Annotated in this window: 24 protein-coding genes; 12 read left to right on the plus strand and 12 right to left on the minus strand. The window is 67.8% G+C overall.

The features are described from left to right. Positions 1-41 precede the first annotated feature (41 nt). Positions 42-962 (plus strand): oxygen-dependent coproporphyrinogen oxidase, encoded by a 921-nt coding sequence (gene hemF, locus F3I62_RS02170; RefSeq protein WP_160488040.1) that lies wholly within the window; start codon positions 42-44, stop codon positions 960-962. After that, positions 959-1,780 (plus strand): shikimate dehydrogenase, encoded by an 822-nt coding sequence (gene aroE / locus F3I62_RS02175; RefSeq protein WP_160488041.1) that lies wholly within the window; start codon positions 959-961, stop codon positions 1,778-1,780. Before hemF ends, aroE begins: the two co-directional genes overlap by 4 nt. A gap of 13 nt (positions 1,781-1,793) precedes the next feature. Here the strand turns inward: aroE and F3I62_RS02180 are convergent, their stop codons facing one another. Continuing rightward, the gene (locus tag F3I62_RS02180) at positions 1,794-2,327 is read right to left on the minus strand and encodes a flavin reductase family protein (protein WP_160488042.1); all 534 of its coding nucleotides are present in this window, start codon (positions 2,325-2,327) and stop codon (positions 1,794-1,796) included. 163 nt (positions 2,328-2,490) lie between these two features. Between F3I62_RS02180 and pbpG the strand changes: the two genes are divergently transcribed. Beyond that, positions 2,491-3,405: a D-alanyl-D-alanine endopeptidase gene (pbpG, locus tag F3I62_RS02185; RefSeq protein WP_160488043.1), complete on the plus strand. Its 915-nt coding sequence runs from the start codon at positions 2,491-2,493 to the stop codon at positions 3,403-3,405. Positions 3,406-3,568: 163 nt separating this feature from the next. Here pbpG and F3I62_RS02190 read toward each other — a convergent pair whose 3' ends face one another. The 3 genes from F3I62_RS02190 to F3I62_RS02200 are packed head-to-tail and all read right to left on the minus strand — an operon-like array spanning position 3,569 to position 6,840. Continuing rightward, positions 3,569-4,921 carry a glutamine synthetase family protein gene (locus F3I62_RS02190; protein WP_160488044.1) on the minus strand — a complete coding sequence of 451 codons (1,353 nt, stop codon included), beginning with the start codon at positions 4,919-4,921 and terminating at the stop codon, positions 3,569-3,571. Positions 4,922-4,938: 17 nt separating this feature from the next. Continuing rightward, positions 4,939-5,496, minus strand: coding sequence for a helix-turn-helix domain-containing protein (locus tag F3I62_RS02195; protein WP_160488045.1), 558 nt, complete (start codon positions 5,494-5,496; stop codon positions 4,939-4,941). A gap of 57 nt (positions 5,497-5,553) precedes the next feature. Beyond that, entirely contained in the window at positions 5,554-6,840 is a 1,287-nt protein-coding gene (locus tag F3I62_RS02200) for an FAD-binding oxidoreductase (RefSeq protein ID WP_160488046.1), read from the minus strand. A gap of 201 nt (positions 6,841-7,041) precedes the next feature. On the opposite strand from F3I62_RS02200, the gene F3I62_RS02205 reads away from it, so the two are divergent. Continuing rightward, positions 7,042-8,166 (plus strand): carboxypeptidase family protein, encoded by a 1,125-nt coding sequence (locus tag F3I62_RS02205; RefSeq protein ID WP_160488047.1) that lies wholly within the window; start codon positions 7,042-7,044, stop codon positions 8,164-8,166. Between the two features lie 100 nt (positions 8,167-8,266). Continuing rightward, positions 8,267-9,247, plus strand: a complete 981-nt coding sequence (locus F3I62_RS02210) for a fatty acid desaturase family protein (protein WP_160488048.1) — start codon at positions 8,267-8,269, stop codon at positions 9,245-9,247. Here F3I62_RS02210 and F3I62_RS02215 read toward each other — a convergent pair. The 4 genes from F3I62_RS02215 to trpB form a co-directional block, all read right to left on the minus strand. Further along, on the minus strand, positions 9,244-9,483 hold the full coding sequence (locus F3I62_RS02215) for a hypothetical protein (protein ID WP_160488049.1): 240 nt from the start codon (positions 9,481-9,483) through the stop codon (positions 9,244-9,246). The genes F3I62_RS02210 and F3I62_RS02215 overlap by 4 nt on opposite strands. 158 nt (positions 9,484-9,641) lie before the next feature. Next, entirely contained in the window at positions 9,642-11,750 is a 2,109-nt protein-coding gene (locus tag F3I62_RS02220; protein ID WP_160488421.1) for a TonB-dependent siderophore receptor, read from the minus strand. 160 nt (positions 11,751-11,910) lie between these two features. After that, on the minus strand, positions 11,911-12,720 hold the full coding sequence (gene trpA, locus F3I62_RS02225) for a tryptophan synthase subunit alpha (RefSeq protein ID WP_160488050.1): 810 nt from the start codon (positions 12,718-12,720) through the stop codon (positions 11,911-11,913). Beyond that, positions 12,717-13,943 carry a tryptophan synthase subunit beta gene (gene trpB / locus F3I62_RS02230; protein ID WP_160488051.1) on the minus strand — a complete coding sequence of 409 codons (1,227 nt, stop codon included), beginning with the start codon at positions 13,941-13,943 and terminating at the stop codon, positions 12,717-12,719. Before trpB ends, trpA begins: the two co-directional genes overlap by 4 nt. Positions 13,944-14,047: 104 nt before the next feature. On the opposite strand from trpB, the gene F3I62_RS02235 reads away from it, so the two are divergent. The 4 genes from F3I62_RS02235 (at position 14,048) to F3I62_RS02250 (ending at position 16,689) form a co-directional block, all read left to right on the plus strand. Next, positions 14,048-14,935: a LysR family transcriptional regulator gene (locus tag F3I62_RS02235; RefSeq protein WP_160488052.1), complete on the plus strand. Its 888-nt coding sequence runs from the start codon at positions 14,048-14,050 to the stop codon at positions 14,933-14,935. Between the two features lie 48 nt (positions 14,936-14,983). Then, entirely contained in the window at positions 14,984-15,199 is a 216-nt protein-coding gene (locus F3I62_RS02240; protein WP_160488053.1) for a dodecin, read from the plus strand. 156 nt (positions 15,200-15,355) lie between these two features. Then, positions 15,356-15,580: a DUF1161 domain-containing protein gene (locus F3I62_RS02245; RefSeq protein WP_160488054.1), complete on the plus strand. Its 225-nt coding sequence runs from the start codon at positions 15,356-15,358 to the stop codon at positions 15,578-15,580. A gap of 110 nt (positions 15,581-15,690) precedes the next feature. Then, positions 15,691-16,689 (plus strand): LLM class flavin-dependent oxidoreductase, encoded by a 999-nt coding sequence (locus tag F3I62_RS02250; RefSeq protein WP_160488055.1) that lies wholly within the window; start codon positions 15,691-15,693, stop codon positions 16,687-16,689. Positions 16,690-16,840: 151 nt separating this feature from the next. Here the strand turns inward: F3I62_RS02250 and F3I62_RS02255 are convergent, their stop codons facing one another. Next, on the minus strand, positions 16,841-17,263 hold the full coding sequence (locus F3I62_RS02255) for a hypothetical protein (protein ID WP_160488056.1): 423 nt from the start codon (positions 17,261-17,263) through the stop codon (positions 16,841-16,843). 41 nt (positions 17,264-17,304) lie between these two features. Then, entirely contained in the window at positions 17,305-17,721 is a 417-nt protein-coding gene (locus F3I62_RS02260) for a hypothetical protein (protein ID WP_160488057.1), read from the minus strand. Between the two features lie 55 nt (positions 17,722-17,776). Here F3I62_RS02260 and F3I62_RS02265 point away from each other — a divergent pair, with 55 nt between their 5' ends. Further along, the gene (locus tag F3I62_RS02265; RefSeq protein WP_256667592.1) at positions 17,777-18,853 is read left to right on the plus strand and encodes an aminopeptidase; all 1,077 of its coding nucleotides are present in this window, start codon (positions 17,777-17,779) and stop codon (positions 18,851-18,853) included. Between the two features lie 27 nt (positions 18,854-18,880). Here the strand turns inward: F3I62_RS02265 and F3I62_RS02270 are convergent, their stop codons facing one another. Next, positions 18,881-19,843 (minus strand): hypothetical protein, encoded by a 963-nt coding sequence (locus F3I62_RS02270; protein WP_160488058.1) that lies wholly within the window; start codon positions 19,841-19,843, stop codon positions 18,881-18,883. Between the two features lie 57 nt (positions 19,844-19,900). Then, the gene (locus F3I62_RS02275; protein WP_160488059.1) at positions 19,901-20,449 is read right to left on the minus strand and encodes a gamma carbonic anhydrase family protein; all 549 of its coding nucleotides are present in this window, start codon (positions 20,447-20,449) and stop codon (positions 19,901-19,903) included. A gap of 124 nt (positions 20,450-20,573) precedes the next feature. On the opposite strand from F3I62_RS02275, the gene prlC reads away from it, so the two are divergent. Beyond that, positions 20,574-22,622, plus strand: coding sequence for an oligopeptidase A (prlC, locus tag F3I62_RS02280; RefSeq protein WP_160488060.1), 2,049 nt, complete (start codon positions 20,574-20,576; stop codon positions 22,620-22,622). Further along, positions 22,619-22,885, plus strand: a complete 267-nt coding sequence (locus F3I62_RS02285) for a YheV family putative zinc ribbon protein (RefSeq protein ID WP_160488061.1) — start codon at positions 22,619-22,621, stop codon at positions 22,883-22,885. Before prlC ends, F3I62_RS02285 begins: the two co-directional genes overlap by 4 nt. The last annotated feature ends 207 nt before the right edge of the window (positions 22,886-23,092 follow it).

The following is a 23,092-nucleotide window of genomic DNA, read 5'->3' on the forward strand; positions in this document are numbered from 1 at the left end:
TGGTATGCTTGCGCCCTTTCCAGCTCGTCCGGATGACTGCCGTGAGTGACCGTACCCAGGCCGTGAAGGCCTACCTGCTCGACCTGCAAGACCGCATCTGCGCCGCCCTCGAAGCCGAGGATGGCGGCACCCGCTTCTTCGAGGACAGCTGGCAGCGCCCGGCCGGTGGCGGCGGCCGCACCCGGGTGATCGAGAACGGCGCGCTGATCGAGAAGGGCGGGGTCAACTTCTCCCACGTGTTCGGCGACAGCCTGCCGCCGTCGGCCAGCGCCCACCGCCCGGAACTGGCCGGGCGCGGCTTCGAGGCCATGGGCGTGTCCCTGGTGATCCACCCGGAGAACCCGCACGTGCCGACCTCCCACGCCAACGTGCGCTTCTTCAGCGCCGAGAAGGAAGGCGAAGAGCCGGTCTGGTGGTTCGGCGGCGGCTTCGACCTGACCCCCTACTACGCCCATGAGGAAGACTGCGTGCACTGGCACCAGGTGGCCCGCGCCGCCTGTGCGCCGTTCGGTGCCGAGGTCTACCCGAAGTACAAGGAATGGTGCGACCGCTACTTCCACCTCAAGCACCGCGGCGAGCCGCGCGGCATCGGCGGGCTGTTCTTCGACGACCTCAACCAGTGGGACTTCGACACCAGCTTCGCCTTCCTGCGCGCCATCGGCGATGCCTACATCGACGCCTACCTGCCCATCGTCCGGCAGCGCAAGGCCACCCCGTTCAGCGAGGCGCAGCGCGAGTTCCAGGCCTACCGCCGGGGCCGCTACGTCGAGTTCAACCTGGTGTTCGACCGCGGCACCCTGTTCGGCCTGCAATCGGGCGGGCGCACCGAGTCGATCCTCATGTCCCTGCCGCCGCACGTGCGCTGGGGCTATGACTGGAAGCCCGAGCCGGGCAGCATCGAGGCGCGGCTGACCGAATACTTCCTGCAGGATCGCGACTGGCTCGGCGAGGCCGGCCTGTGACCGATCGTTACGGCGTGTTCGGCAACCCCATCGGCCACAGCAAGTCGCCGCTGATCCATCGCCTGTTCGCCGCGCAGACCGGCCAGGCGCTCAGCTACGAGGCCCTGCTGACGCCGCTGGACGACTTCGCGGGGTTCGCCCGCGCCTTCTTCGCCACCGGCCAGGGCGGCAACGTCACCGTGCCGTTCAAGGAGGAGGCCTATCGCCTGGCCGACGAGCTGACAGAGCGTGCGCGCCGTGCCGGCGCGGTGAACACCCTGAAGAAGCTGGCCGACGGCCGCCTGCTCGGCGACAACACCGATGGCGCCGGCCTGGTGCGCGACCTCACGGTCAACGCCGGGCTCGACCTGCGCGGCAAGCGCATCCTCCTGCTCGGCGCCGGCGGCGCCGTGCGCGGCGTGCTGGAGCCGATCCTGGCGCACGAGCCGCAGGCGCTGGTGATCGCCAACCGCACGGTGGCCAAGGCCGAGCAGCTGGCCCACGAATTCGCCGACCTCGGCCCGGTGGCCGCCAGCGGTTTCGACTGGCTCAGCGAGCCGGTCGACCTGATCATCAACGGCACCTCGGCCTCGCTGGCCGGCGAGCTGCCGCCGATCGAGCCGAGCCTGATCAAGCCGGGCCACACGGTCTGCTACGACATGATGTACGGCAAGCAGCCCACCGCGTTCAACCGCTGGGCCTTTGATCATGGCGCCGCGCGCTGCATCGACGGCCTGGGCATGCTGGTGGAGCAGGCCGCCGAGGCCTTCCTGCTGTGGCGCGGCGTGCGTCCGGACAGCGCGCCGGTGCTGGCGGAACTGCGCAGGCAACTCGCCTGAAAAACCGCCCGCCCTAGGGCATGCGCGAGGTCAGAGTGATCTCCGCGCCGGCTACCATGAAGGTGCCGTAGCCACGGTGATGCAGGGTCTGCGGCTGGCTCACGCTGGGGTCGTGCCAGGCCTTGAGCACTTCCACCACGAAGAAGTTGTAGGTGTTCACTAGGCGCGTATCGACCACCCGGCATTCCAGGTTGGCGAAGCACTCGGCGATCAGCGGCGCCTGGACCAGGCTGGCCGGCTCGGCGTGCAGGCCGAAGGCGGCGAACTTGTCGAGGTTGCGCCCGGAGCTGTTGCCGCAGGCCACCACCTGCTCGGCCAGGTCGCGCTGGGGGATGTTCAGCGTGCAGGCACGGCGGTTCTTCAGCGCGGCGAAGGAGAAGTCGTTGCCGCTGACCACGCAGCCGATCAGCGGCGGCTCGAACTCCATCATGCAGTGCCAGGACATCGGCATGACATTGGGTACGCCACGGCGCTGGGTGCCGAGCAGCAGCACCGGGCCCGGCTCGATCAGGCGGTAGACCTCGGCTAACGGCAGCGGGCTTTTCATGGCGGGCCTCGGCGGTGACGGATAGCGTTCCCCCACTCTAGTCCGCGCCACGCCGCCTGCCAGCCGGGAAAAAGCGCTGCCGGCCTGTCATCGGCCTGACTTATACTGACAAGGCCTGCACGGACGCCCTGGCTTTCCATTCCTAATCCAGGGGACCGTCTCCGTGAATATCCGTCATTCGCTCGTTGGCCTGCTGCTCGCCGGCCTCGCCATGGTTGCCTCGTCCGTCAGCGCGGTCGAACGCAGCGGCGCGACCCAGGAGCTCGCCTCCGGCAGCGCCCTGCTGGTCGACCTCAAGACCAACCAGATCCTCTATTCGAGCAACCCCGACCTGCAGGTGCCGATCGCCTCGGTCACCAAGCTGATGACCGCCATGGTCACCCTGGATGCCCAGCTGCCCATGGAGCAGACCCTGCCCATCGTGATCAAGGACGTGCACGAGATGCGCGGGGTCTATTCGCGGGTGCGCATCGGCAGCGAGCTGAGCCGCCGCGACATGCTCCGGCTGACCCTGATGTCCTCGGAAAACCGCGCCGCCTCCAGCCTGGCCCACCACTACCCGGGCGGCGTGCCGGCCTTCGTCGCGGCGATGAACGCCAAGGCCCGGGCCCTGGGCATGACGCGTACCCGCTACAGCGAGCCGACCGGGCTGTCGGAAGGCAACGTGTCCACCGCCAACGACCTGGTCAAGCTGGTCAAGGCCAGCGCCCAGTACCCGCTGATCGGCCAGTTCAGCAGCACCCGCGAGCACACCCAGGCCTTCCGCAAGCCGGCCTATACCCTGGGTTTTCGCAACACCAACGGCCTGGTGCACAAGCCCAACTGGAGCATCCAGCTGACCAAGACCGGCTTCACCAACGCCGCCGGCCACTGCCTGGTGATGCGCACGCAGATGGCCGGCAAGTCGGTGGCCTTCGTGGTGCTGGATGCCTTCGGCAAGTACACCCACATGGCCGATGCCAATCGCCTGAAGAAGTGGCTGGAAACCGGCCAGGTGACCAAGGTGGCGCCGGCGGCGCTGGCCTACAAGAAGCAGAGGCAGATCGAGCGGGCGCGCACCATGCAGGCGGCGCAGTAACTCCCTACATGCAAAAATCCCGGCAATCGCCGGGATTTTTTGTTCTAGGGGCCGAGTTAGCGCGTAGGTTGGGTTGAGAAGCGTAGCGACGAAGCCCAACGCAAGGATTCCGCCGCCACCATTGGGCTTCGCTGCGCTCAACGCCATACAGTCACGCGATGCCTCAGAGGAACCAGCGGTACTCCCGCGCACTGACCTCATGCATGAAGTCCAGGTGGTCCTGGCGCTTGTTCTCGCAGTAGACGAAGACGAACTCGCTGCCCAGCTTGTCCTTGACCACCTGGTGCGAGGCCATCGCCGCCACGGCGGTGAGCATGTCCTTGGGAAAGTCGATGCCGCTGCGGCGGTCCTCATTGAGCGACGGGATCGGCTCGCGGGCCTGGTCCAGGCCGTATTCCATGCCGCTGAGGATGGCCGCCAGGACCAGGTAGGGGTTGGCGTCGGCGCCGGCCAGACGGTGCTCGATGCGCAGGTTCTTGCCGTCCGACTCGGGGATGCGGATGCATGCATCGCGGTCCTCGAAGCCCCAGCTGGCCTTGCTCGCCGAGTTGACCATGGCGCCGTAGCGGCGGAAGGCGTTGTGGTTGGCGGCGAAGATCGGCATGCAGTGCGGCAGCAGCTCCAGGCAGCCGGCCACGGCGTGGCGCAGCGGGCGCTGCTGGTCGCTGTCGAGCAGGTTGCGGCCATCGCGGTCGTACAGGCTGACATGCACGTGCATGCCGCTGCCCGGTGCCTGCAGGTAGGGCTTGCTCATGAAGCTGGCGCGGTAGCCATGCTGCATGGCCACGCCGCGGGTGCTGCGGCAGAACAGCGCGGCCTGGTCGGCGGCGTGCAGGCCGTCGTCGCAGTGGGCGAAGTTGATCTCGAACTGGCCGGGGCCGAGTTCGGCGGTGATCACGTTGGCGTCGACGCCCTGTTCCCGCGCCGCTTCCACGGTTTCATGGAGCACGTCGGAGAAGCGCGTCAGGCGCTCGATGTGCATGTTCGGCTGGTCGTCGGCATCGCCGGTCAGCGGGTCGCGGGGGAACTGCGGCAGGCCGTTCTCCAACTTGCGGTCGAACAGGTAGAACTCCAGCTCGAACGCCACCACCGGGCGAATGCCCCGTGCCTCCAGGCGCTTGAGCACGCGGGCCAGCACTTCGCGCGGCTCGAACTCGATCGGGGCCTCGGTGCCGTCGGAGCTGATCAGCATCTGCCCCATTGGCTGCTTTTCCCAGCGCACCGGCTTGAGGGTGCCGGGGATCAGCCGGCGCGGGGCATCCGGGTCGCCGTCGTTGAAGCAGTAGTCGCCAATCGGGTGCAGGCCGCCCTGGGCGCCGAGCAGCACGCAGTTCTGCGGCACTTTCAGCGGGCCGCCGGCGGCGACCTTCTCCAGCATGTCCATGGGGTAGCGCTTGCCATAGAAGTGCCCGGGAATGTCCAGGCAGATCAGTTCGACATAGCGCACCTCGGGGTTGGCCGCGCGGAAGGCACGTACTTCGCTGAGCAGATCGGGGAATTTCGTTGTTGTTGTCATGGGGGTATCTGCGCGGGTCAGGTGAAGACCCAAAGCACTCTTGTGGGGAAATCGGTGAGGTTGGCGTAGCGGAACTGGGCATGCGGCGGCAGCTGGAAGCTATCGTTGGGGCCGAGGGTGACCGGTTCGGCAGCGTCGCCGTACCAGAGGGTCAGCTCGCCCTCGAGGACGAAACCGCCCTGCTCGGAGCTGTCGTCCAGGTGGCCTTCGCCGCTGGTGGCGCCGGGTTCGAGGTGGCTTTCGAGCATGGAAAAGCCGCCGGACATGGTCGGCGAGGCCAGCACGTCGGTGATGCCGCCGGCGTAGTAGAGGGTGCGGCGCTCGTCCGGCCGGGTCACCCAGCGCACCTCGCGCGGCTTGCTCAGGCTGTAAAAATAGGTGGTCGGCACGCCCAGCGCTTCGCTGATGGCGGTGAGGTCGGCCACGGTCGGGCGCGACAGGCCACGCTCGACCTGGGACAGAAAGCCCACCGAGCGGCCGATGCGTTCGGCCAGTTCGTTGAGGGTGACGTTCTTGTGCTTGCGCAGGTCGCGCACCAGGATCGCCAGCCCTTCTATTTCATCCTGCATGTCCATCGGGTGTTCCTGTGTAGTCGTTGGGCCTTGTCGGGTGGCCATCCACCCTGCCCGGCATCAGATCACATCGCGCAGGCGGTACCAGGCCTTGCCCACCGCCTCGATCGGCGCGGCCAGCAGGTCGCCGCCGGGGAAGCGCGGGTTGTCGAGGGCCTGGTACAGGCCGAGCAGCTGTTCGTCGCCGAGGATCGCATCGCTCACCGCGCGGGCCGCGGCCAGGGTCGGCAGGATGCCGTGGCCGGAGAAGCCCTGCAGCCAGTACTTCTGGCCCTGGCGGCCGACGTCCGGGGTGCGGTGCATGGTGCAGTCGATGTGGCCGCCCCAGCCGTAGTCGATCTGCACCCCGCGCAGCTGCGGGAACACCCGCTCCAGGTAGGGCCGGGTGGCCGCCGCCACGTCCTTGGGGATGCCGCCCAGGTAGGTGCAGCCGCCGCCGAACAGCAGGCGGTTGTCCGGGGTGACGCGGAAGTAGTCGGGGACGAACTGGTTGTCGATGGCGCAGGTGCCACGCGGGAACAGCGAGTGCGCCAGTTCCGGGTCCAGCGGTGCGGTGGCCACCTGGTAGGAGCCGACCGGCAGCAGGCGTTTGGACAGCGTGCGGTCGAGGCGGTCGATGTAGGCGTTGCAGGCCAGCACCAGCACGTCACCGCGCACCTCGCCCTGGGCGGTGCGGGCCACGTAGCCCGAGCCGGTCTCGCGGTAGTCGAGCACCTGGCTCTGTTCGTAGATGCGCCCGCCGGCCGCCTCGATGGCGGCGGCCAGGCCCTGGGCCAGTTTCAGCGGGTTGAGGTGGGCGCCCCCGGCGTCATGCAGGGCAGCCAGGTAGCGCGGGCTGGCGATCCACTCCGGCAACTCTTCCTTGGGGATGAAGCTCAGTTGCTCATAGCCCCATTTCTCCACGGCCTCTTCGAGGTTTTCCCGCAGCAGGCGCACGCGGCGCGGCAGCACGGCGGTGTAGATCGCGCCGCTGCGGTAGTCGATGTCGAAGCCGTGGCGCAGGGGCAGCTCGCGCATCTCGTTGGCGGCCCAGGTCATGCTGTCCCACAGCTGGCGGGCGCGCTCGGTGCCCAGGGCCTTTTCCAGCGGCGGCATGTCGCAGGACCAGCCCGGCAGCGCCTGGCCGCCGTTGCGCCCGGAAGCGGCCCAGGCCAGGCGGCTGGCCTCCAGCAGCACTACTTTTTTACCGGCCAGGGCCAGGCGTAATGCGGTGTGCAGGCCGCTGAAGCCACCACCGATGACTAGCACCTGGCACTCTTCGCTGCCGGCCTGGTGCGGGCGCAGCGGGATGCTGCCGTAGGTGGCGGCGTAATAGGTACCGATATGCTGAGCGGACTGTTTGAACATACGCGCCTCGTGAAATTATCTGTTTTGTATTTCATGAAAAAATACACCAGATAATTCACAAGGCCAAGCCCGGCCGATGGCTGGTACTGGCTGACGATCCACCGAGGCCGGTTTCGTCGCGTCGCGGGTGCCCGCGCGGTCGTGGTGCACGGGCTGGCGCGGGCGGTTATTCTGCCGCTATCCCCAGCGAGAGGCCCGGCCATGCAGATTCGTAGCGACTTCGACAGCGGCAATATCCAGGTGCTGGACGCCAGCAACCCGCAGCAGGTGCGTCTGGCGATCCGCAAGGACTTCGCCAGCGAGCACTTCCAGTGGTTCCACTTCCTCGCCGAGGGCCTGCTGCCCGGCCAGCGCCACGGCTTCAGCCTGGTCAACGCGCCGCAGTCCAGCTACAAGAACGCCTGGAGCGGCTACCAGGCGGTGGCCAGCTACGACGGGGTGGACTGGTTCCGCGTGCCGACCCGCTATGACGAGGGTGGCCTGCACTTCGAGCTGCTCGCCGAGCAGGCCCAGGCCTATTTCGCCTACTTCGAACCCTACCGCCGCGCGCGCCACGCCCAGCTGCTGGTGCGCGCCCTGGCCCTGGCCAACGTCGAGCTGCTGGCCTGCGGCAGCAGCCTGCAGGGCCGCGAGCTGCCGCTGCTGCGGGTGCGCGGCACGGCCGCCGCGCCGCGCAGGATCTGGCTGATCGCCCAGCAGCATCCGGGCGAACACATGGCCGAGTGGTTCATGGAGGGGCTGATCGAGCGGCTGGAGCAGGCCGATGAGGAACTGCGCGGGCTGCTGGCCCAGGCCGACCTGTACCTGGTGCCGCACATGAACCCGGACGGCGCCTTCCTCGGCAACCTGCGCACCAATGCCGCCGGCCAGGATCTCAACCGCGCCTGGCAGGCACCCAGCGCCGCGCTCAGCCCGGAAGTGCTGTTCGTCCAGCAGCAGATGGCCGCCCACGGCGTCGACTGCTTCCTGGATATCCACGGCGACGAGGAAATCCCCTACGTGTTCACCGCCGGCTGCGAAGGCAACCCCGGCTTCACGGCGCGCCTGGACGCGCTGGAGCAGGAGTTCCGCCAGCGCCTGATGGCCTGCGGCGAGTTTCAGGTGGAGCACGGCTACCCGCGTGACGAGCCGGGCCACGCCAACCTGGCACTGGCCTGCAACTGGGTCGGGCAGGCCTACGACTGCCTGGCCTTTACGGTGGAGATGCCGTTCAAGGACCACGACCTCAGCCCCGATCCGCGCACCGGCTGGAACGGTGCGCGCAGCAAGGGCTTGGCGCGCGCCGTGTTCAGCGTGCTGGCGGCGATGGTGAGCAAGTTGCGCTGAAGGCTTGGCCGAATCGCACTGCAATCAGTCGTCTCCGACGCCTGCAATGCGCCGCGTCCGATGCTGCAATCGGGACGACTCCCGCAACGAGCGTCCCGCCATGTCCGAGACCCGCACCCGCATCGCCGATATCCTCAGCCGTGACGAGATCAGGGCGCTCACCGAGCGCTCCGACTGGCGCGGCGGCTGGGCCGTGGCCTCGACCTGGGGCGTGCTGGCGCTGACCTTCGCCGCCCTGGCCTGGGCCCAGGCACATCTGCCGCTGTGGGCCTTCGCCCTGGCCCTGCCGCTTGGTCTCGCCGTCATCGCCGGGCGCCAGCTGTGCCTGGCCATACTGCAGCACGACGCGGCCCACGGCACTCTGTTCAAGAGCAAGTGGGGCAACGACGTGCTGGCCGACTGGCTGTGCGCGCGGCCGGTGTGGAACGAGTTGCACAAGTACCGGCCCTACCACCTGGTGCACCACGCCAAGACTTCCAGCGCGCAGGATCCGGACCTGTCGCTGGTGGCCGGCTTCCCGGCCACCCGCGTCTCGCTGGCGCGCAAACTGGCCCGCGACCTGTTCGGCGTCACCGGGCTGAAGTTCGTCCTCGGCCGGGTGCTGATGGATGCCGGCGTGCTCAAGTGGACGGTGGCCAACGACGTGCAGCGCCTGCCCCAGGAGGGGCGGCGCTGGTGGGACTATCCGCTGTGCTTCCTGGGCAACGCCGCCGGCATGCTGCTGACCAACGGCCTGTTGCTGGCCGCGCTCTGGGCCTGCGGCGAGGCCTGGCTGTATGGTATCTGGGCGCTGGCCTATGTCACGCCCTTCCCGCTGTTCATCCGCATCCGTTCCATGGCCGAGCACGCCTGCCTGGAACCCAGTCGCGACACCCTGCGCAACACCCGCACCACCCGCGCCGGCTGGCTGGCTCGTGCCTTCGTCGCGCCGATCCGGGTCAACTACCACATCGAGCACCACCTGATGGCCTCGGTGCCCTACTTCCGCCTGCCGCAGCTGCACACGCTGCTGCGCCAGCGCGGCCTGGTGGCCGAACCACCGAGCTACTGGCAGGTGCTGGCGCTGGTCAGCGGGCGCTAGATATCGACCCCCGGCTTCCAGCCCTTCTGGTTGCCGGAGCGGCGATCCTGACCACTGCGCCGGTCGGCCTCGAAGCGCACGGTCTGGCGCCGCTCGCCGTTCTTGCGGCGTTCGCCCTGGTGGTTGTCGCGGGTGTCGATGGGGAAGCTGGCCTTCTGCCTGGGCGCATTCGGCGGCGGGGAGGACTCTTCCAGGGGCTCCAGGCTGAGTTCGAGAGGGGGGAGCTCGTCGTTCATGCTACGCCTCCAGCCTCCGCCGCTCGCCCGGGGAGGGCGAACGGCTGGCGGAGGCCATCACCGCTCAGGCTAGACAGGCGCCATCGGGGCCGCCATGTCGTTCGTCCGGATGGGCGGGCCGGCTGTAGCCTGCCCTCGCCTGCTGGCGGTGCTGAGACTCAGAAGCGGTAGTTGGCGCTCAGCTCCAGGGTGCGCGGCGCGCCGGGGGTGATCAGGTCAACCGAGCCGTGGGCGGAGGCGTAGTAGTCCTTGTTGGTCAGGTTGCTCAGGCGCAGCGCGGCGTCCCAGCTCGGCTCGTTGTACAGCAGGGCGGCGTCGAAGGTGGTGTAGCCGGGCATCACCGTCACGTTGTCCAGCGCGGTGTAGCGTTCGTCGACGTAGTTGGCACCCATGCCCAGGCGCCAGCGCGGGGCCAGCTGGCGCACCAGCCAGAGGTTGGCGCTGTTGCGCGGGGTCAGGCTCGGCGTCTGGCCTTCGTTGGCCACACCGTTGGTCTTGCTGTTGGATTTGGTGATCTCGGCGTCGAGGTAGGCGTAGCCGCCGTAGACCTGCCACTTGTCGGTCAGCTCGCCGCTGAAGGTGGCCTCGAAGCCATCGGTGCGCTGCTCCCCGGCGAGGACCAGCAGGGCCGGGTTGGCCGGGTCAGTGGTCTTCATGTTGGTGCGCTCGAGGCGAAACACCGCCGCGGTGAGCGACAGGCGGCCGTCGAACAGCTCCCACTTGCTGCCCAGCTCGTAGTTGGTGGTCTCCTCCGGCTCCAGGCCGGCATTGGCCGCGCTGACGGCGAACACTTCGCCCGAGGGCTGGTAGCCGCGGCTGACCGAGACGTAGTAGGACTGCACCTGGTCGGGCTGGTAGACCAGGCCGGCGCGTGGGCTCCAGGTCTTGTCGGTGCGGTCGAGATCGACGTTGGCCGCGCGCTCGTCGTCGTACTCCTGGCCGAAGATGTCGTAGCGCACGCCCAGCAGGGCCTTCCACTGTGCATTCAGCTCGATCAGGTCCTGCACGTAGAAGCCGGCAGTTTCCTGGAAGTTGGTGCCCTTGGTGGACAGGGTGCTGGCGTGCTCCGGCACGACGACCAGGGCGTCGCGATACACCGGCACCTGGGCCACATTGTTCTGGCTGAATACCCGCTGGTGCTTGTCCTGATGGCCCAGCTCGACGCCATACAGCAGGCTGTGCTGCAGGCCGGCCAGCCGGACCTGCTGCTTCAGCTCGGTCTGGTTGAAGATGCCGTATTCGTCGCGGGCGACGTTGCCGCGGTTCAGCTTGACCAGCAGCTCGCCGTTCGGCGCGGTGACGAAGCGTTTCGCGCCGGAGTCGGCCAGGGTGTTGTTGCGGTCCAGGTCGTAGCGGTAGTAACGGGTGTTGTTGCTCAGGCTGAGATCGTCGTCGATCTGGTAGTCGACACCGGCCGTGAGGGTGAATACCTCGCTGCGTGCATAGTCCTGATCCGGGTCGCCGGAACCGAAGCGCTTGTCGCGGTCGACATCCACCGGGCGGCCGTCACGGGCGGGGATGCCGAAGTCGATCAGGCGCTGGTCATACAGGTAGGTGGCGCCGAGGTTCAGCTCCAGGTCGTCGGACAGGCGGAAGTAGGCCGACGGCGCGATGGCCTTGCGGTCGGTGTAGCCGTCGTCGCGGAAGGTGTCGCTGTCCTCCAGCGCGCCAGTGATGCGCAAGGCCTTGTCGCCCTGCTGCTGGTCGGCCCAGCCGGCATCGAACTGGGTGCGGCGCTGGCCTTCGCTGTCGAAGCTGACGCCGACTTCCTGTTGCGGGGCGAAATTCGGCTTCTTGCTGACGTTGTTGATCAGCCCGCCGGAGGAGCCGCGACCGTAGAGCACGGCGGCCGGACCCTTGATCACCTCGACCCGCTCGATGTTGGACAGGTCGCGGAAGTACAGGGCGTCGTCGCGGAAGCCGTCGACGAAGATGTCGCCGATGGCGCTGAAGCCGCGGATGGTGACCTGGTCGCGCTGGCCGTCGCCGTTGGACAGGCCGATGCCGGGCACGTTCTTCAGCACGTCCTCCATGGATTGGGCGCCCTGATCCTTGATCACGCTCGCGGGTATAACGTTCACCGTCTGCGGGATGTCGCGCAGCGGGGCATCGATCTTCAGCGCCCCCTTGCTCTCGGTGGCCTGGTAGCTCTGTTGGGCATAGTCGCCTTGGATGGTGGTGGCCGGCAGGGTCGCGGCTGACAGGGCGGGAGCAACGAGTAGGCCGACCAGTGGCAGGGTCGAGGGGATGCGTGAGAAAGTCACCAGAAAGCTCCATTTGCAAATTATTTGTAAATGGTAACAATTCTTATAATTATTGCGAAGAGCTATATCACGGCGAATTTTCTGCCGGTCAGGTTCAGAGTGAAGGGCAGAAAAAAGCCGCTGCCTGCGCGAGCAGGACAGCGGCTTCGGGGCGCGGGATGGCTTAGCGGCGCGCGGCGCGCACGCCCTCGGCCAGCTGGCGGCACAGGCCGAGCACGCCGTCCACGGCCTGCTGGTCGTCCTTGGCGTTGGCGATCTGGTCGATCAGCGCCGAGCCGACCACCACGCCGTCGGCCAGGCGGGCGATGGTCGCCGCGTGTTCCGGGGTGCGGATGCCGAAGCCGATGCACAGCGGCAGGTCGGTGTGGCGGCGCAGGCGGGCCACGGCTTCCTGCACGTGCTCGACGGTGGCCGAACCGGCGCCGGTGACGCCGGCCACCGAGACGTAATAGACGAAGCCCGAGCTGCCGTTGAGTACGGTGGGCAGGCGCTTGTCGTCAGTCGTAGGAGTCGTGAGGCGGATAAAGTCCAGGCCGCCGGCCTGGGCCGGATCGCACAGGTCGGCGTTATGTTCCGGCGGCAGGTCGACCACGATCAGGCCGTCGACACCGGACTCCTTGGCCTCGGCGATGAAGGCAGCGACGCCGTAGTGGTGGATCGGGTTGAAGTAGCCCATCAGCACCAGCGGGGTGCTGCTGTCGCCTTCGCGGAATTCGCGAACCATCTGCAGGGTCTTGGCCAGGTTCTGCTTGGCGGCCAGGGCGCGGATGTTGGCCAGCTGGATCGCCGGGCCGTCGGCCATCGGGTCGGTGAACGGCATGCCCAGCTCGATCACGTCGGCGCCGGCCGCCGGCAGGCCCTTGAGGATCGCCAGGGAGGTGCCGTAGTTGGGGTCGCCGGCGGTGACGAAGGTCACCAGGGCGGCGCGGTTCTGCTGTTTCAGCTCGGCAAAGCGCGTCTGCAGGCGGCTCATGCGTGCTTCTCCTGCTCTTGTTCTACTTGGGGGCTCATATGGTGCATCACGGTCTGCATGTCCTTGTCGCCGCGGCCGGACAGGTTGACCACCATCAGGTGATCCTTGGGCAGGCCCGGCGCGCGCTTGAACACTTCGGCCAGGGCGTGGGCGCTTTCCAGGGCCGGGATGATGCCTTCCAGGCGGCAGCACTTGTGGAAGGCCTCCAAAGCCTCGTGGTCGGTCACCGAGGTGTATTCGACGCGGCCGATATCATGCAACCAGGCGTGTTCCGGGCCGATGCCGGGGTAGTCGAGGCCGGCGGAAATCGAGTGGGCGTCGATGATCTGGCCGTCATCGTCCTGCAGCAGGAAGGTGCGGTTGCCGTGCAGCACGCCCGGGATGCCGCCGTTCAGGCTGGCCGCATGCTTGCCGGTGTCGATGCCGTGGCCGGCCGCTTCGACGCCGACGATCTTCACGCTGCTGTCATCGAGGAAGGGGTGGAACAGGCCCATGGCGTTGGAGCCGCCGCCGATGCAGGCGACCAGGCTGTCGGGCAGGCGGCCCTCCTTCTCCTGCATCTGCTCGCGGGTTTCCTTGCCGATCACCGCCTGGAAGTCGCGCACCATCGCCGGGTACGGGTGCGGGCCGGCCACGGTGCCGATCAGGTAGAAGGTGTTGTGCACGTTGGTCACCCAGTCGCGCAGCGCCTCGTTCATCGCGTCCTTGAGGGTGCCGGTGCCGGCGACCACCGGGATCACCGTGGCGCCCAGCAGCTTCATGCGGAACACGTTGGCCTGCTGCCGGTCGATGTCGGTGGTGCCCATGAAGATCACGCATTCCATGCCGAAGCGCGCGGCCACGGTGGCAGTGGCCACGCCGTGCATGCCGGCGCCGGTCTCGGCGATGATGCGCTGCTTGCCCATGCGCTTGGCCAGCAGGATCTGGCCGATGCAGTTGTTGATCTTGTGCGCGCCGGTGTGGTTCAGCTCTTCGCGCTTGAGGTAGATCTTGGCGCCGCCGCAGTACTCGGTCAGGCGCTCGGCGAAGTACAGCGGGCTGGGCCGGCCGACGTAATCGCGCTGGAAGTAGGCCAGTTCCTCGAGGAAGGCCGGGTCCTGCTTGGCCTTCTCGTACTCGGCGGCCAGGTCGTGGATCAGCGGCATCAGGGTTTCGGCGACGTACTGACCGCCGAAGTGGCCGAACAGGCCGGTGGCGTCAGGGCCGGTGCGCAGTGAAGTCATGGGGCTCTCCCAGGGAGGATGTGCGATGGCGCCATTCTACCCCTGGCCGCTGCCCTGAAAAGCGATTAGATTTCCGTGACACGTCAGGAAAACTCACAGATAGCATGAGCCGAGAACTGCCCCCGCTGAATGCCCTGCGCGCCTTCGAGGCCGCCGCCCGCCTGCAGAGCGTCAGCCAGGCCGCGGAAGAACTGAGCGTGACCCACGGCGCGGTGAGCCGGCAGATCCGGCTGCTGGAGGAACAGCTCGGGGTGGCCCTGTTCAGCAAGGACGGGCGCGGCGTAAAACTCACCGATGCCGGCAGCCGCCTGCGCGACGCGGCGTCTGATGCCTTCGAGCGCCTGCGCAGCACCTGCACCGAGCTGAAACAGCAGCAGGTCGATGCGCCCTTCGTCCTCGCCTGCCCCGGCAGCCTGCTGGCGCGCTGGTTCATTCCGCGCCTGGATCGGCTCAACCGCGAGCTGCCGGAGTTGCGCCTGCAGCTGTCGGCCAGCGAAGGCGAGCTGGACCCGCGCCGTCCCGGGGTGGACGCCACCCTGTGCTTCGCCGAGCCGCCCTGGCCGGCGGATATGCAGGTCCATGAATTGACCGTGGAACGCATCGGCCCGGTGCTCAGCCCGCGCTACCAGGGCCACGACCGTCTGATCGCCGCGCCCGCCGCGGCGCTGCTCGGCGAGCCCTTGCTGCATACCGTGTCGCGTCCGCAGGCCTGGCCGCAGTGGGCCCGCGCGCAGCGGCTGGATGCCCGGCGGCTGCAGCTGGGCCAGGGTTTCGAGCACCTCTACTACCTGCTGGAAGCGGCGGCGGCCGGCCTCGGCGTGGCCATCGCGCCGCAGCAGCTGGTCGCCGACGACCTGGCCGGCGGCCGCCTGCTGGCGCCCTGGGGCTTCGTCGAGACCCCGGCCCGCCTGGCCCTGTGGGTGCCGGCGCGGGCTCGCGATGCGCGCGCCGAGCGCCTGGCCGAGTGGCTGCGGCAGGAGCTGGCCGGCTGATTCTCGACTAGCCTCAGACAGGAACAGTCCTGCCTGAGGAGAAGCAGCATGTCCGATCACCACACCTACAAGAAGATCGAAGTCGTCGGTTCGTCGAAGCTCAGCATCGAGGACGCGATCAGCAACGCCCTGGCCGAATGCGCCAAGTCCGTGCGCAACATGGACTGGTTCGAGGTCACCGAAACCCGTGGGCATATCGAGAACGGCAAGGTCGGCCACTATCAGGTGACCCTGAAGGTCGGCTTCCGCATCGGCAATAGCTGAGGCGTTGGCAGAAATTCACTGGCCGTTGCGCTAGGCTGCCTGAGGTCTGGCAGCGTGGTGCCGGGGTTCGCCCAACGGCGTCCGCCCCTGCCGCCTGGGGTGGATTGCCCCGTCATGGCTCGTATGAGCCCTTTGCCTAACGAAGGAGCGTTAACCATGAAGCAACTGATCCTGGGCCTGGCCCTGTTTTCCCTGGCCGGCTCGGCCCTGGCGGCGGCCAAGCCGTGCGAGGAGCTCAAGGCGGAGATCGACGCCAAGCTCAAGGCCAAGGGCGTCGCCGCCTACAGCCTGGAGGTGGTGGACAAGGGCAGCGCCGGCGACAAGACGGTGGTCGGCACCTGCGAAGGTGGCAGCAAGGAAATCGTCTACCAGCGCGGCTGAGCGCAGCCCTCACCGGCACAGGCCGGAGTTCCCGCAAGGGGCTCCGGCCTTTTCGTTGTTGCCTTTCGCCGCGCCGCCCCCATAAAGCAGGGATGACCTCAGGAGGCTGTATGAGCAGGCTATCCACCACCCCGTTTTCCATCCTCGACCTGGCGCCGATGCGCGACGACGAGACCGGCCCGGCGCCGGCCCTGCAACGCTCCCTGGCCCTGGCGCAGCACGCCGAGCGCCTGGGCTTCTCGCGCTACTGGGTGGCCGAGCACCACAACATGGAAGGCATCGCCAGCTCGGCCACGGCCGTGCTGCTCGGCTACCTGGCCGCCGGCACCACCACCCTGCGCCTGGGCTCCGGCGGCATCATGCTGCCCAACCATGCGCCGCTGGTGGTGGCTGAGCAGTTCGGCACCCTCGCCGCGCTCTATCCGGGGCGCATCGAGCTGGGCCTGGGCCGCGCGCCGGGGGCCGACCAGCAGACCGCCCGCGCCCTGCGCCGCGACCGCCTGGGCAGCGCCGACGACTTCCCCGAGGATGTCGAGGAACTGCAGGCCCTGCTCGGCCCGCGCCAGCCGGGGCAGCAGGTGATCGCCATGCCCGGCATGGATAGCAACGTGCCGCTCTGGCTGCTCGGCTCCAGCCTGTTCAGCGCCCAGCTGGCGGCGCAGAAGGGCCTGCCCTATGCCTTCGCCGCGCACTTCGCGCCGCGCTACCTGCACCAGGCGCTGCGCATCTACCGCGACAATTTCCAGCCCTCGGCCGTGCTCGACAAGCCCTACGCCATGGTCGGCGTGCCACTGATCGCCGCACCCAGCGACGAGGAGGCCGAGTTCCTCGCCACCACCGCCTTCCAGCGCGTGCTGGCGCTGCTGCGCGGGCAGAGCTTGGTGCTGCGCCCGCCGGTGGAGAGCATGGCCGGGCGCTGGCAGCCGCACGAGCAGCAGGCGGTGGGCGATTTCCTCGGCCTGGCGGTGATCGGTGGGCCGCAGAAGGTGCGCGCGCGCCTGGAGATTCTGCTGGAGCAGACCGGCGCCGACGAGCTGATCTTCACCGGCGACCTGTACCAGCACGAGCACCGCCTGCGCAGCTTCGAGATTGTGGCCGGGTTGCGTTAGCTAACGCGCGGCAGGCGCCGCTCTTGTGGGAGCGGCTTCAGCCGCGAAAACCCGACGCCGCAAGAGCATCGCGGTTAAAGCCGCTCCCACCAAATCGCGTGTGGCGGCAGGCAGGCTGCCGAGTAGCCCGGATTACCTACGGGCCAGGCCATCAACCAAAGGTGTTGCAGCGCAGCACCTTGGCACGCGCCAGCACCCGGCGCTGGCTGTCGTACAGCCAGCCCTGGGCCTTCATCAGCAGCGGCCGGGCCTCGATGCGGTACTGCTGGCCGGCGGCGAAGCCGTCGTACTGCAGGCGCAGGTGGCAGGTCATCTGCAGCGGTTCGCTGTTGAAGTCGCTGCCACCGCCGCCGCCGGCCACTTCGAACTGGAAGCGCACATCCAGGGTGTGGGCCCCGGGGCTGACCTGGAAGTAGCGACCGTCGGGGGTCTGCTGATCGTCCAGCTTGTGCGCCATCAGGGTATAGCCGGCGCTGGCGTACAGCGTGACCCAGGCCTGCTGCGGGTCGGGGCTGGGCAACGGGCTGGCGCAGGCGCCGAGCGTGAGCAGGGCGAGGAGAAAGAGTGGGCGCATGGTGGATGACTCCTGGCGACAGGCTTTCAGCATAACGCCGATCAAACCTCGCCGCAGCGACCTTCGCGGGCCCGCGCCAGGTGCTGGCCACGGGTGTCGTAGAGCTTGGCCCAGGGGCGGAAACCATGGCTGCCGGTGCGCAGCAGGTAGCGCTGGCCGGCGGCGAATTCGGCGTAGTCCAGGGTCAGCAGGCAGGTGCGCGGGCGGCCCTGGCTGTTGGGGCCGATATTGCCCGGCGCAACCCGGAACTGCAGGCGTACCTGCAAGGCGTGGCGCCCGGGGCTGACCTGGAAGTAGCGGTCGTCCTCCAGGGCCTTGCCGTCCACCTGCAGGGCCTGCAGCCGCTGGTCTTCGCCGCCGTGCAGCTCGATCCAGGCCTGGCCGGGGTCGTGGCGCGGCAGCCAGAGGGCACAGCCGGCAAGGACGATGGGCAGGCAGCAGAGCAACAGGCGGCGCATGGCGGTTTTCCTCATGGGTGGCGTATGGCAGGGGCAATGCAATAGGCTCATGGGCATGTTACCGATCCCATCGTTCGTCATACTCGACCGCGCCCGCCGCCGCGTGGTTCCCCTGCTGCTCGGCCTGCTGCTGAGCGGTTGTGCCAACCTGGATTATTTGAGCCACCTGGCCGTGGGGCAGGCGCGGTTGCTGCAGGCGCGTGAGCCGGTCAGCGCGATTCTCGCCGACCCGGGCGCCGACCCGCAGCTGCAGCGGCGTCTGGCCCTGGCCCAGCAGGCCCGGACCTTTGCCAGCGCCGAACTGGGCCTGCCGGACAACCGCAGCTATCGCCTGTATGCCGATCTGCAGCGGCCCTACGTGGTGTGGAATGTGTTCGCCACCGCCGAGCTGTCCCTGGCGCCGCAGACCCACTGCTTCCCCATCGCCGGCTGCGTGGCCTACCGCGGCTACTACCAGCAGGGCCGCGCCCGTGGCGCCGCCGCGCTGCTGCGCCAGGAGGGGCTGGATACCCATGTCGCCGGGATCGAGGCCTATTCCACCCTGGGCTGGTTCGATGACCCGATCCTCAACAGCATGCTGCGCTGGGACGACGAGCGTCTGGCCGCGGTGATCTTCCACGAGCTGGCGCACCAGCAGCTGTATGTGCAGGACGACACCGCGTTCAACGAGTCCTTCGCCAGCTTCGTCGAGCAGCAAGGCCTGCACCAGTGGCGGGTCAGCCGTGGCCTGCCGGCGCAGGACGACGCCGGCGAACGGCAGAATCAGCAGTTCATCGCGCTGATCCTGGCCAGCCGCGCGCGCCTCGAACGGCTGTACGCCAGCCCGCGCAGCGACGCGGAAAAGCGCCAGGGCAAGGCTGCCGAGTTCGCCCGCCTGCGCGGCGAGTACCGCCGGCTGCGCGATGACCAATGGCACGGCGACCGGCGTTTCGATGCCTGGATCAACGCGCCGCTGAACAATGCCAAGCTGCTGCCCTTCGGTCTGTATGACCAGTGGGTGCCGGCGTTTGCCACCTTGTTTCGCCAGGCCGGCGGCGACTGGGCCGTCTTCTATGCGCAAGCCACGCTACTCGGCGAGTTGCTGGCCAAGCAGCGCCATGCCCGGTTGAACAGGCTGGCGGCGGGCAACTAGCGCACGAAGCAGCCGGGTACCTGGCCATCAAACGGCTTGCGGCCGGTACACCCAGCGCAGGCTCAGGCGCGTCAGCGGCCAGAGCAGGGCCAGCAGGCCCAGACCGGGCAGCGCCAGCAGCGCTTCGCTGAACAGCTCGTTGCCGTTCAGGGTATACAGCGCGATGGCCACGGCAACCAGCACGAAGGCCAGCAGCCAGAGCAACAGGCACAGCAGGCTGGCCAGGATCAGCCGACCCGGGTTGCACTGCCTCAGTTGCAGCGGCAGGCCGCTCCAGGCCGCGGCGAAAACCAGTGCGCCGTACGGCAGGCCGACCAGCAGGAGCAGGCCGTAGACCCAGGTGTTGTCGTAGAAGAATACCTGTTCCGGCAGCAGGCTCAGCAGCTTCAGATAGAACACCGCAAAACACAGGGCAAAGGCCAGTGCCGGTTCCCCGCGCGCGATCGCCTGGGCCTTGCCTGGCTCGGCGTTGCGGCGCAGCAGGTGCAGGCACAGCCACAGCGGTAGCAGGGTGTCGAGGGCGAACAGCAGCAGGTTGATCGGCTCGCTGACCAGCAACTGCGCCAGCGTCGGTGATTCGAACCATTCATAGGCCCAGGCCAGCAGGTGCGCCAGCAACTGCCCGCCGAACAGCCCAGCAGCCAGAGACAGCGCCAGCGCCATGCCGAAGTACAGCGCCAGCAGCTGCCGCGGGCGCTTGAAACCGGCGATGGCGTGCCGTTCCAGATAGCTGCGGGTCAGCAGCAGGGCGGCCACTGCGCTGAGCAGCGTGGCCTCGACGAACGAGGCGAGGATCTGCGGCAGGTACTCCAGATAACTCGCGAAAATCTGCTCATCCTGCAGCAGCCAGACGTTGAGCAGATTGATGACCAGGCCGAGCAGGCCGATCAGTGCGGCCAGGCCCATGAAGGCGTAAGGCAGGCTGGGCGCCTTGGCCGCCGGCTGGGCCTGGGCCGTTGCGGCTGGGGTGTCGAAAGGGTTGGCGTGCATGGGGGAAAGTCCTTTTCTATTGTCTGAGTCGCGGCGCGATAACCAATCAGGTCGGGGCTATTCGGCCTGGTCGTAGCCCTCGGCGATATGCAGGTCCTTGAGCTTCACGTAGTTGGCCGCGCTGTAGCTGAAGAAGGCGCGCTCCTTGTCGCTCAGCGCCCGCGCCTGCTGCACCGGGCTGCCGACGTAGAGGTAGCCGCTCTGCAGCACCTTGCCCGGCGGCACCAGGCTGCCGGCGCCGATGATCACCTCGTCCTGCACCACCGCGCCGTCCATCACGATGCTGCCCATGCCGACCAGGATGCGGTTGCCCAGGGTGCAGCCGTGCAGGGTGACCTTGTGGCCGATGGTCACTTCGTCGCCGATGATCAGCGGGTAGCCGTCCGGGTTGAACGGCCCGGCGTGGGTGATGTGCAGCACGCTGCCGTCCTGCACGCTGGTGCGGTTGCCAATCCTGATTCGGTGCATATCGCCGCGGATCAGGGCGAAGGGCCACACCGAGCTGTCTTCGCCCAGTTCGACATCGCCGATGACCACGGACGAGCGGTCGACGAACACCCGTGCGCCGAGCTGCGGGTTCACGCCCTGGTATGTACGAATCGCCACGATAGAAAGCTCCCAAGCTGCGGTTTGCCCCGATTGTAATTAACATGCAGGGCATTCCGGTTGTGAATTGCCGCCCGCGGCCCCATAACCTGTTCCTGAATATGCGCATCAAAGGTGCCTTGCCGTGTCCGCCAGCAATCCCCTCCTGCAAGATTTCGACCTGCCGCCCTACTCCGCGATCAAGCCCGAGCATGTCGAGCCGGCCATCGACAGCATCCTCGCCGACAGCCGCGCGGCGCTGGTTTCCATCCTCGAAAGCCAGCGCGCCGCGCCGAGCTGGGACGGCCTGGTGCTGGCCCTGGACGAGCTGAACGCGCGCCTGGGTCGGGCCTGGAGCCCGGTCAGCCATCTCAATGCGGTGTGCAACAACGCCGAGCTGCGCGCGGCCTACGAGGCCTGCCTGCCCAAGCTGTCCGAGTACTGGACCGAGATGGGCCAGAACAAGCCGCTGTTCCAGGCCTATGAGGCGCTGGCTGGCAGCCCGGCCGCCGCCGGCTTCGACGTGGCGCAAAAGACCATCCTCGAACACGCCCTGCGCGACTTCCGCCTGTCCGGTATCGACCTGCCGGCCGCCGAGCAGAAGCGCTACGGCGAGATCCAGATGAAGCTGTCCGAGCTGACCAGCACATTCTCCAACCAGCTGCTCGACGCCACCCAGGCCTGGACCAAGCACGTCACCGATGAAGCCGCCCTGGCCGGCCTCACCGACTCGGCCAAGGCGCAGATGGCCCAGGCCGCCGCCGCCAAGGGCCTGGACGGCTGGCTGATCAGCCTGGAGTTCCCCAGCTACTTCGCGGTGATGACCTACGCCGACGACCGCGCCCTGCGCGAAGAGGTCTACGCCGCCTACTGCACCCGCGCCTCCGACCAGGGGCCGAATGCCGGCCAGTTCGACAACGGCCCGCTGATGGCCGAGATTCTCGACCTGCGCCAGGAACTGGCCCGCCTGCTCGGCTTCGCCCATTACAGCGAACTGTCGCTGGCCAGCAAGATGGCCGAAAATACCGACCAGGTTCTGCATTTTCTCCGTGACCTGGCCGTGCGCAGCAAGCCCTTCGCCGTCCAGGACCTGCAGGAACTGAAAGCCTTCGCCGCCGAGCAGGGCTGCGCCGATCTGCAGAGCTGGGACGTCGGTTACTACAGCGAGAAGCTGCGCGAGCAGCGCTACAGCATTTCCCAGGAGCAGGTGCGCGCCTGGTTCCCCATCGACAAGGTGCTGAGCGGCCTGTTCGCCATAGTCCAGAAGCTCTACGGCATCCAGATCAAGGAACTGTCCGGCTTCGACAGCTGGCACCCGGATGTGCGCCTGTTCGAGATTGAGGAGAACGGCCAGCACGTCGGGCGCTTCTTCTTCGACCTCTACGCCCGCGCCAACAAGCGTGGCGGCGCCTGGATGGACGGCGCCCGCGACAAGCGGCGTGCCGCCGATGGCCAGCTGATCAGCCCGGTGGCCAACCTGGTGTGCAACTTCACCCCGGCCTCCCTCGGCAAGCCGGCGCTGCTGACCCACGACGAAGTCACCACCCTGTTCCACGAGTTCGGCCACGGCCTGCACCACCTGCTGACCCGCGTCGAGCACGCCGGCGCGTCCGGCATCAACGGCGTGGCCTGGGACGCGGTGGAGCTGCCCAGCCAGTTCATGGAGAACTGGTGCTGGGAGCCCGAGGGCCTGGCGCTGATCTCCGGCCACTACGAGACCGGCGAGCCGCTGCCGCAAGACCTGCTGGACAAGATGCTGGCGGCGAAGAACTTCCAGTCCGGGCTGATGATGGTGCGCCAGCTGGAGTTCAGCCTGTTCGACTTCGAACTGCACGCCAGCCATGGCGACGGCCGCAGCGTGCTGGAGGTGCTCGAAGGCATCCGCGCCGAGGTCTCGGTGCTGCGCCCGCCGGCCTACAACCGCTTCGCCAACAGCTTCGCGCACATCTTCGCCGGCGGTTACGCGGCCGGTTACTACAGCTACAAGTGGGCCGAGGTGCTGAGCGCCGACGCCTTCTCCCGGTTCGAGGAAGAGGGCGTGCTCAACCCCGCCACCGGCCGCGCCTTCCGCGAGGCGATCCTGGCCCGCGGCGGCTCTCAGGAGCCGATGCTGCTGTTCGTCGACTTCCGTGGCCGCGAGCCGAGCATCGATGCCTTGCTGCGCCACTCCGGTCTGAGCGGGGAGGCGGCATGAGCACCCTGAAGAAGCGGTTTATCGCCGGCGCCGTGTGCCCGGCCTGCAGCGCCATGGACACCATCCAGATGTGGGACGTGGACGGCACGCCGAACCGCGAGTGCGTGGCCTGCGGCTTCGGCGACACCCTGGACGCCCAGGGCAACTCGATCCCCCGCGAGCTGCCGACCCGGGTCAACAAGAGCGCGGCCAAGCCGGCCAACCCCAAGGTGCAGGCGGTGCAGTTCTTCCCCAACCCGAAGCTGAAGAAGCCCAGCGAGTAACTTTCCCGCGGCCATGAAGGGGTGGCCGCGATGTAGGGTCGGCCGGCTCTTGCGTAGGGTGCGCTGTGCGCACCAGAGGCCTGTGCGGGGTTGGTGGTGCGCGCGGCGCACCCTACGGGAGCTCGTCAACAGGCTCTAAGAAACCCGCAAAGTAACTTCCGGACGGTACTGCCGCCCTCGACAGATAGCTGTATATTCATACAGTTA

The sequence above is a fragment of the Pseudomonas sp. R-28-1W-6 genome, assembly GCF_009799925.1.
GTDB lineage: Bacteria > Pseudomonadota > Gammaproteobacteria > Pseudomonadales > Pseudomonadaceae > Aquipseudomonas.

Coding starts and splice junctions, on each gene's coding strand:
- F3I62_RS02245 (WP_160488054.1), top strand. CDS start 15,356: ATGAAGCAACTGATCCTGGGCCTGGCCCTGTTTTCCCTGGCCGGCTCG.
- F3I62_RS02200 (WP_160488046.1), bottom strand. CDS start 6,840: ATGTTCAAACAGTCCGCTCAGCATATCGGTACCTATTACGCCGCCACC.
- F3I62_RS02260 (WP_160488057.1), bottom strand. CDS start 17,721: ATGCGCCGCCTGTTGCTCTGCTGCCTGCCCATCGTCCTTGCCGGCTGT.
- F3I62_RS02265 (WP_256667592.1), top strand. CDS start 17,777: ATGTTACCGATCCCATCGTTCGTCATACTCGACCGCGCCCGCCGCCGC.
- F3I62_RS02215 (WP_160488049.1), bottom strand. CDS start 9,483: ATGAACGACGAGCTCCCCCCTCTCGAACTCAGCCTGGAGCCCCTGGAA.
- F3I62_RS02210 (WP_160488048.1), top strand. CDS start 8,267: ATGTCCGAGACCCGCACCCGCATCGCCGATATCCTCAGCCGTGACGAG.
- F3I62_RS02240 (WP_160488053.1), top strand. CDS start 14,984: ATGTCCGATCACCACACCTACAAGAAGATCGAAGTCGTCGGTTCGTCG.
- F3I62_RS02250 (WP_160488055.1), top strand. CDS start 15,691: ATGAGCAGGCTATCCACCACCCCGTTTTCCATCCTCGACCTGGCGCCG.
- F3I62_RS02190 (WP_160488044.1), bottom strand. CDS start 4,921: ATGACAACAACAACGAAATTCCCCGATCTGCTCAGCGAAGTACGTGCC.
- F3I62_RS02285 (WP_160488061.1), top strand. CDS start 22,619: ATGAGCACCCTGAAGAAGCGGTTTATCGCCGGCGCCGTGTGCCCGGCC.
- trpA (WP_160488050.1), bottom strand. CDS start 12,720: ATGAGCCGCCTGCAGACGCGCTTTGCCGAGCTGAAACAGCAGAACCGC.
- F3I62_RS02195 (WP_160488045.1), bottom strand. CDS start 5,496: ATGGACATGCAGGATGAAATAGAAGGGCTGGCGATCCTGGTGCGCGAC.
- F3I62_RS02180 (WP_160488042.1), bottom strand. CDS start 2,327: ATGAAAAGCCCGCTGCCGTTAGCCGAGGTCTACCGCCTGATCGAGCCG.
- trpB (WP_160488051.1), bottom strand. CDS start 13,943: ATGACTTCACTGCGCACCGGCCCTGACGCCACCGGCCTGTTCGGCCAC.
- F3I62_RS02255 (WP_160488056.1), bottom strand. CDS start 17,263: ATGCGCCCACTCTTTCTCCTCGCCCTGCTCACGCTCGGCGCCTGCGCC.
- F3I62_RS02270 (WP_160488058.1), bottom strand. CDS start 19,843: ATGCACGCCAACCCTTTCGACACCCCAGCCGCAACGGCCCAGGCCCAG.
- F3I62_RS02235 (WP_160488052.1), top strand. CDS start 14,048: ATGAGCCGAGAACTGCCCCCGCTGAATGCCCTGCGCGCCTTCGAGGCC.
- F3I62_RS02205 (WP_160488047.1), top strand. CDS start 7,042: ATGCAGATTCGTAGCGACTTCGACAGCGGCAATATCCAGGTGCTGGAC.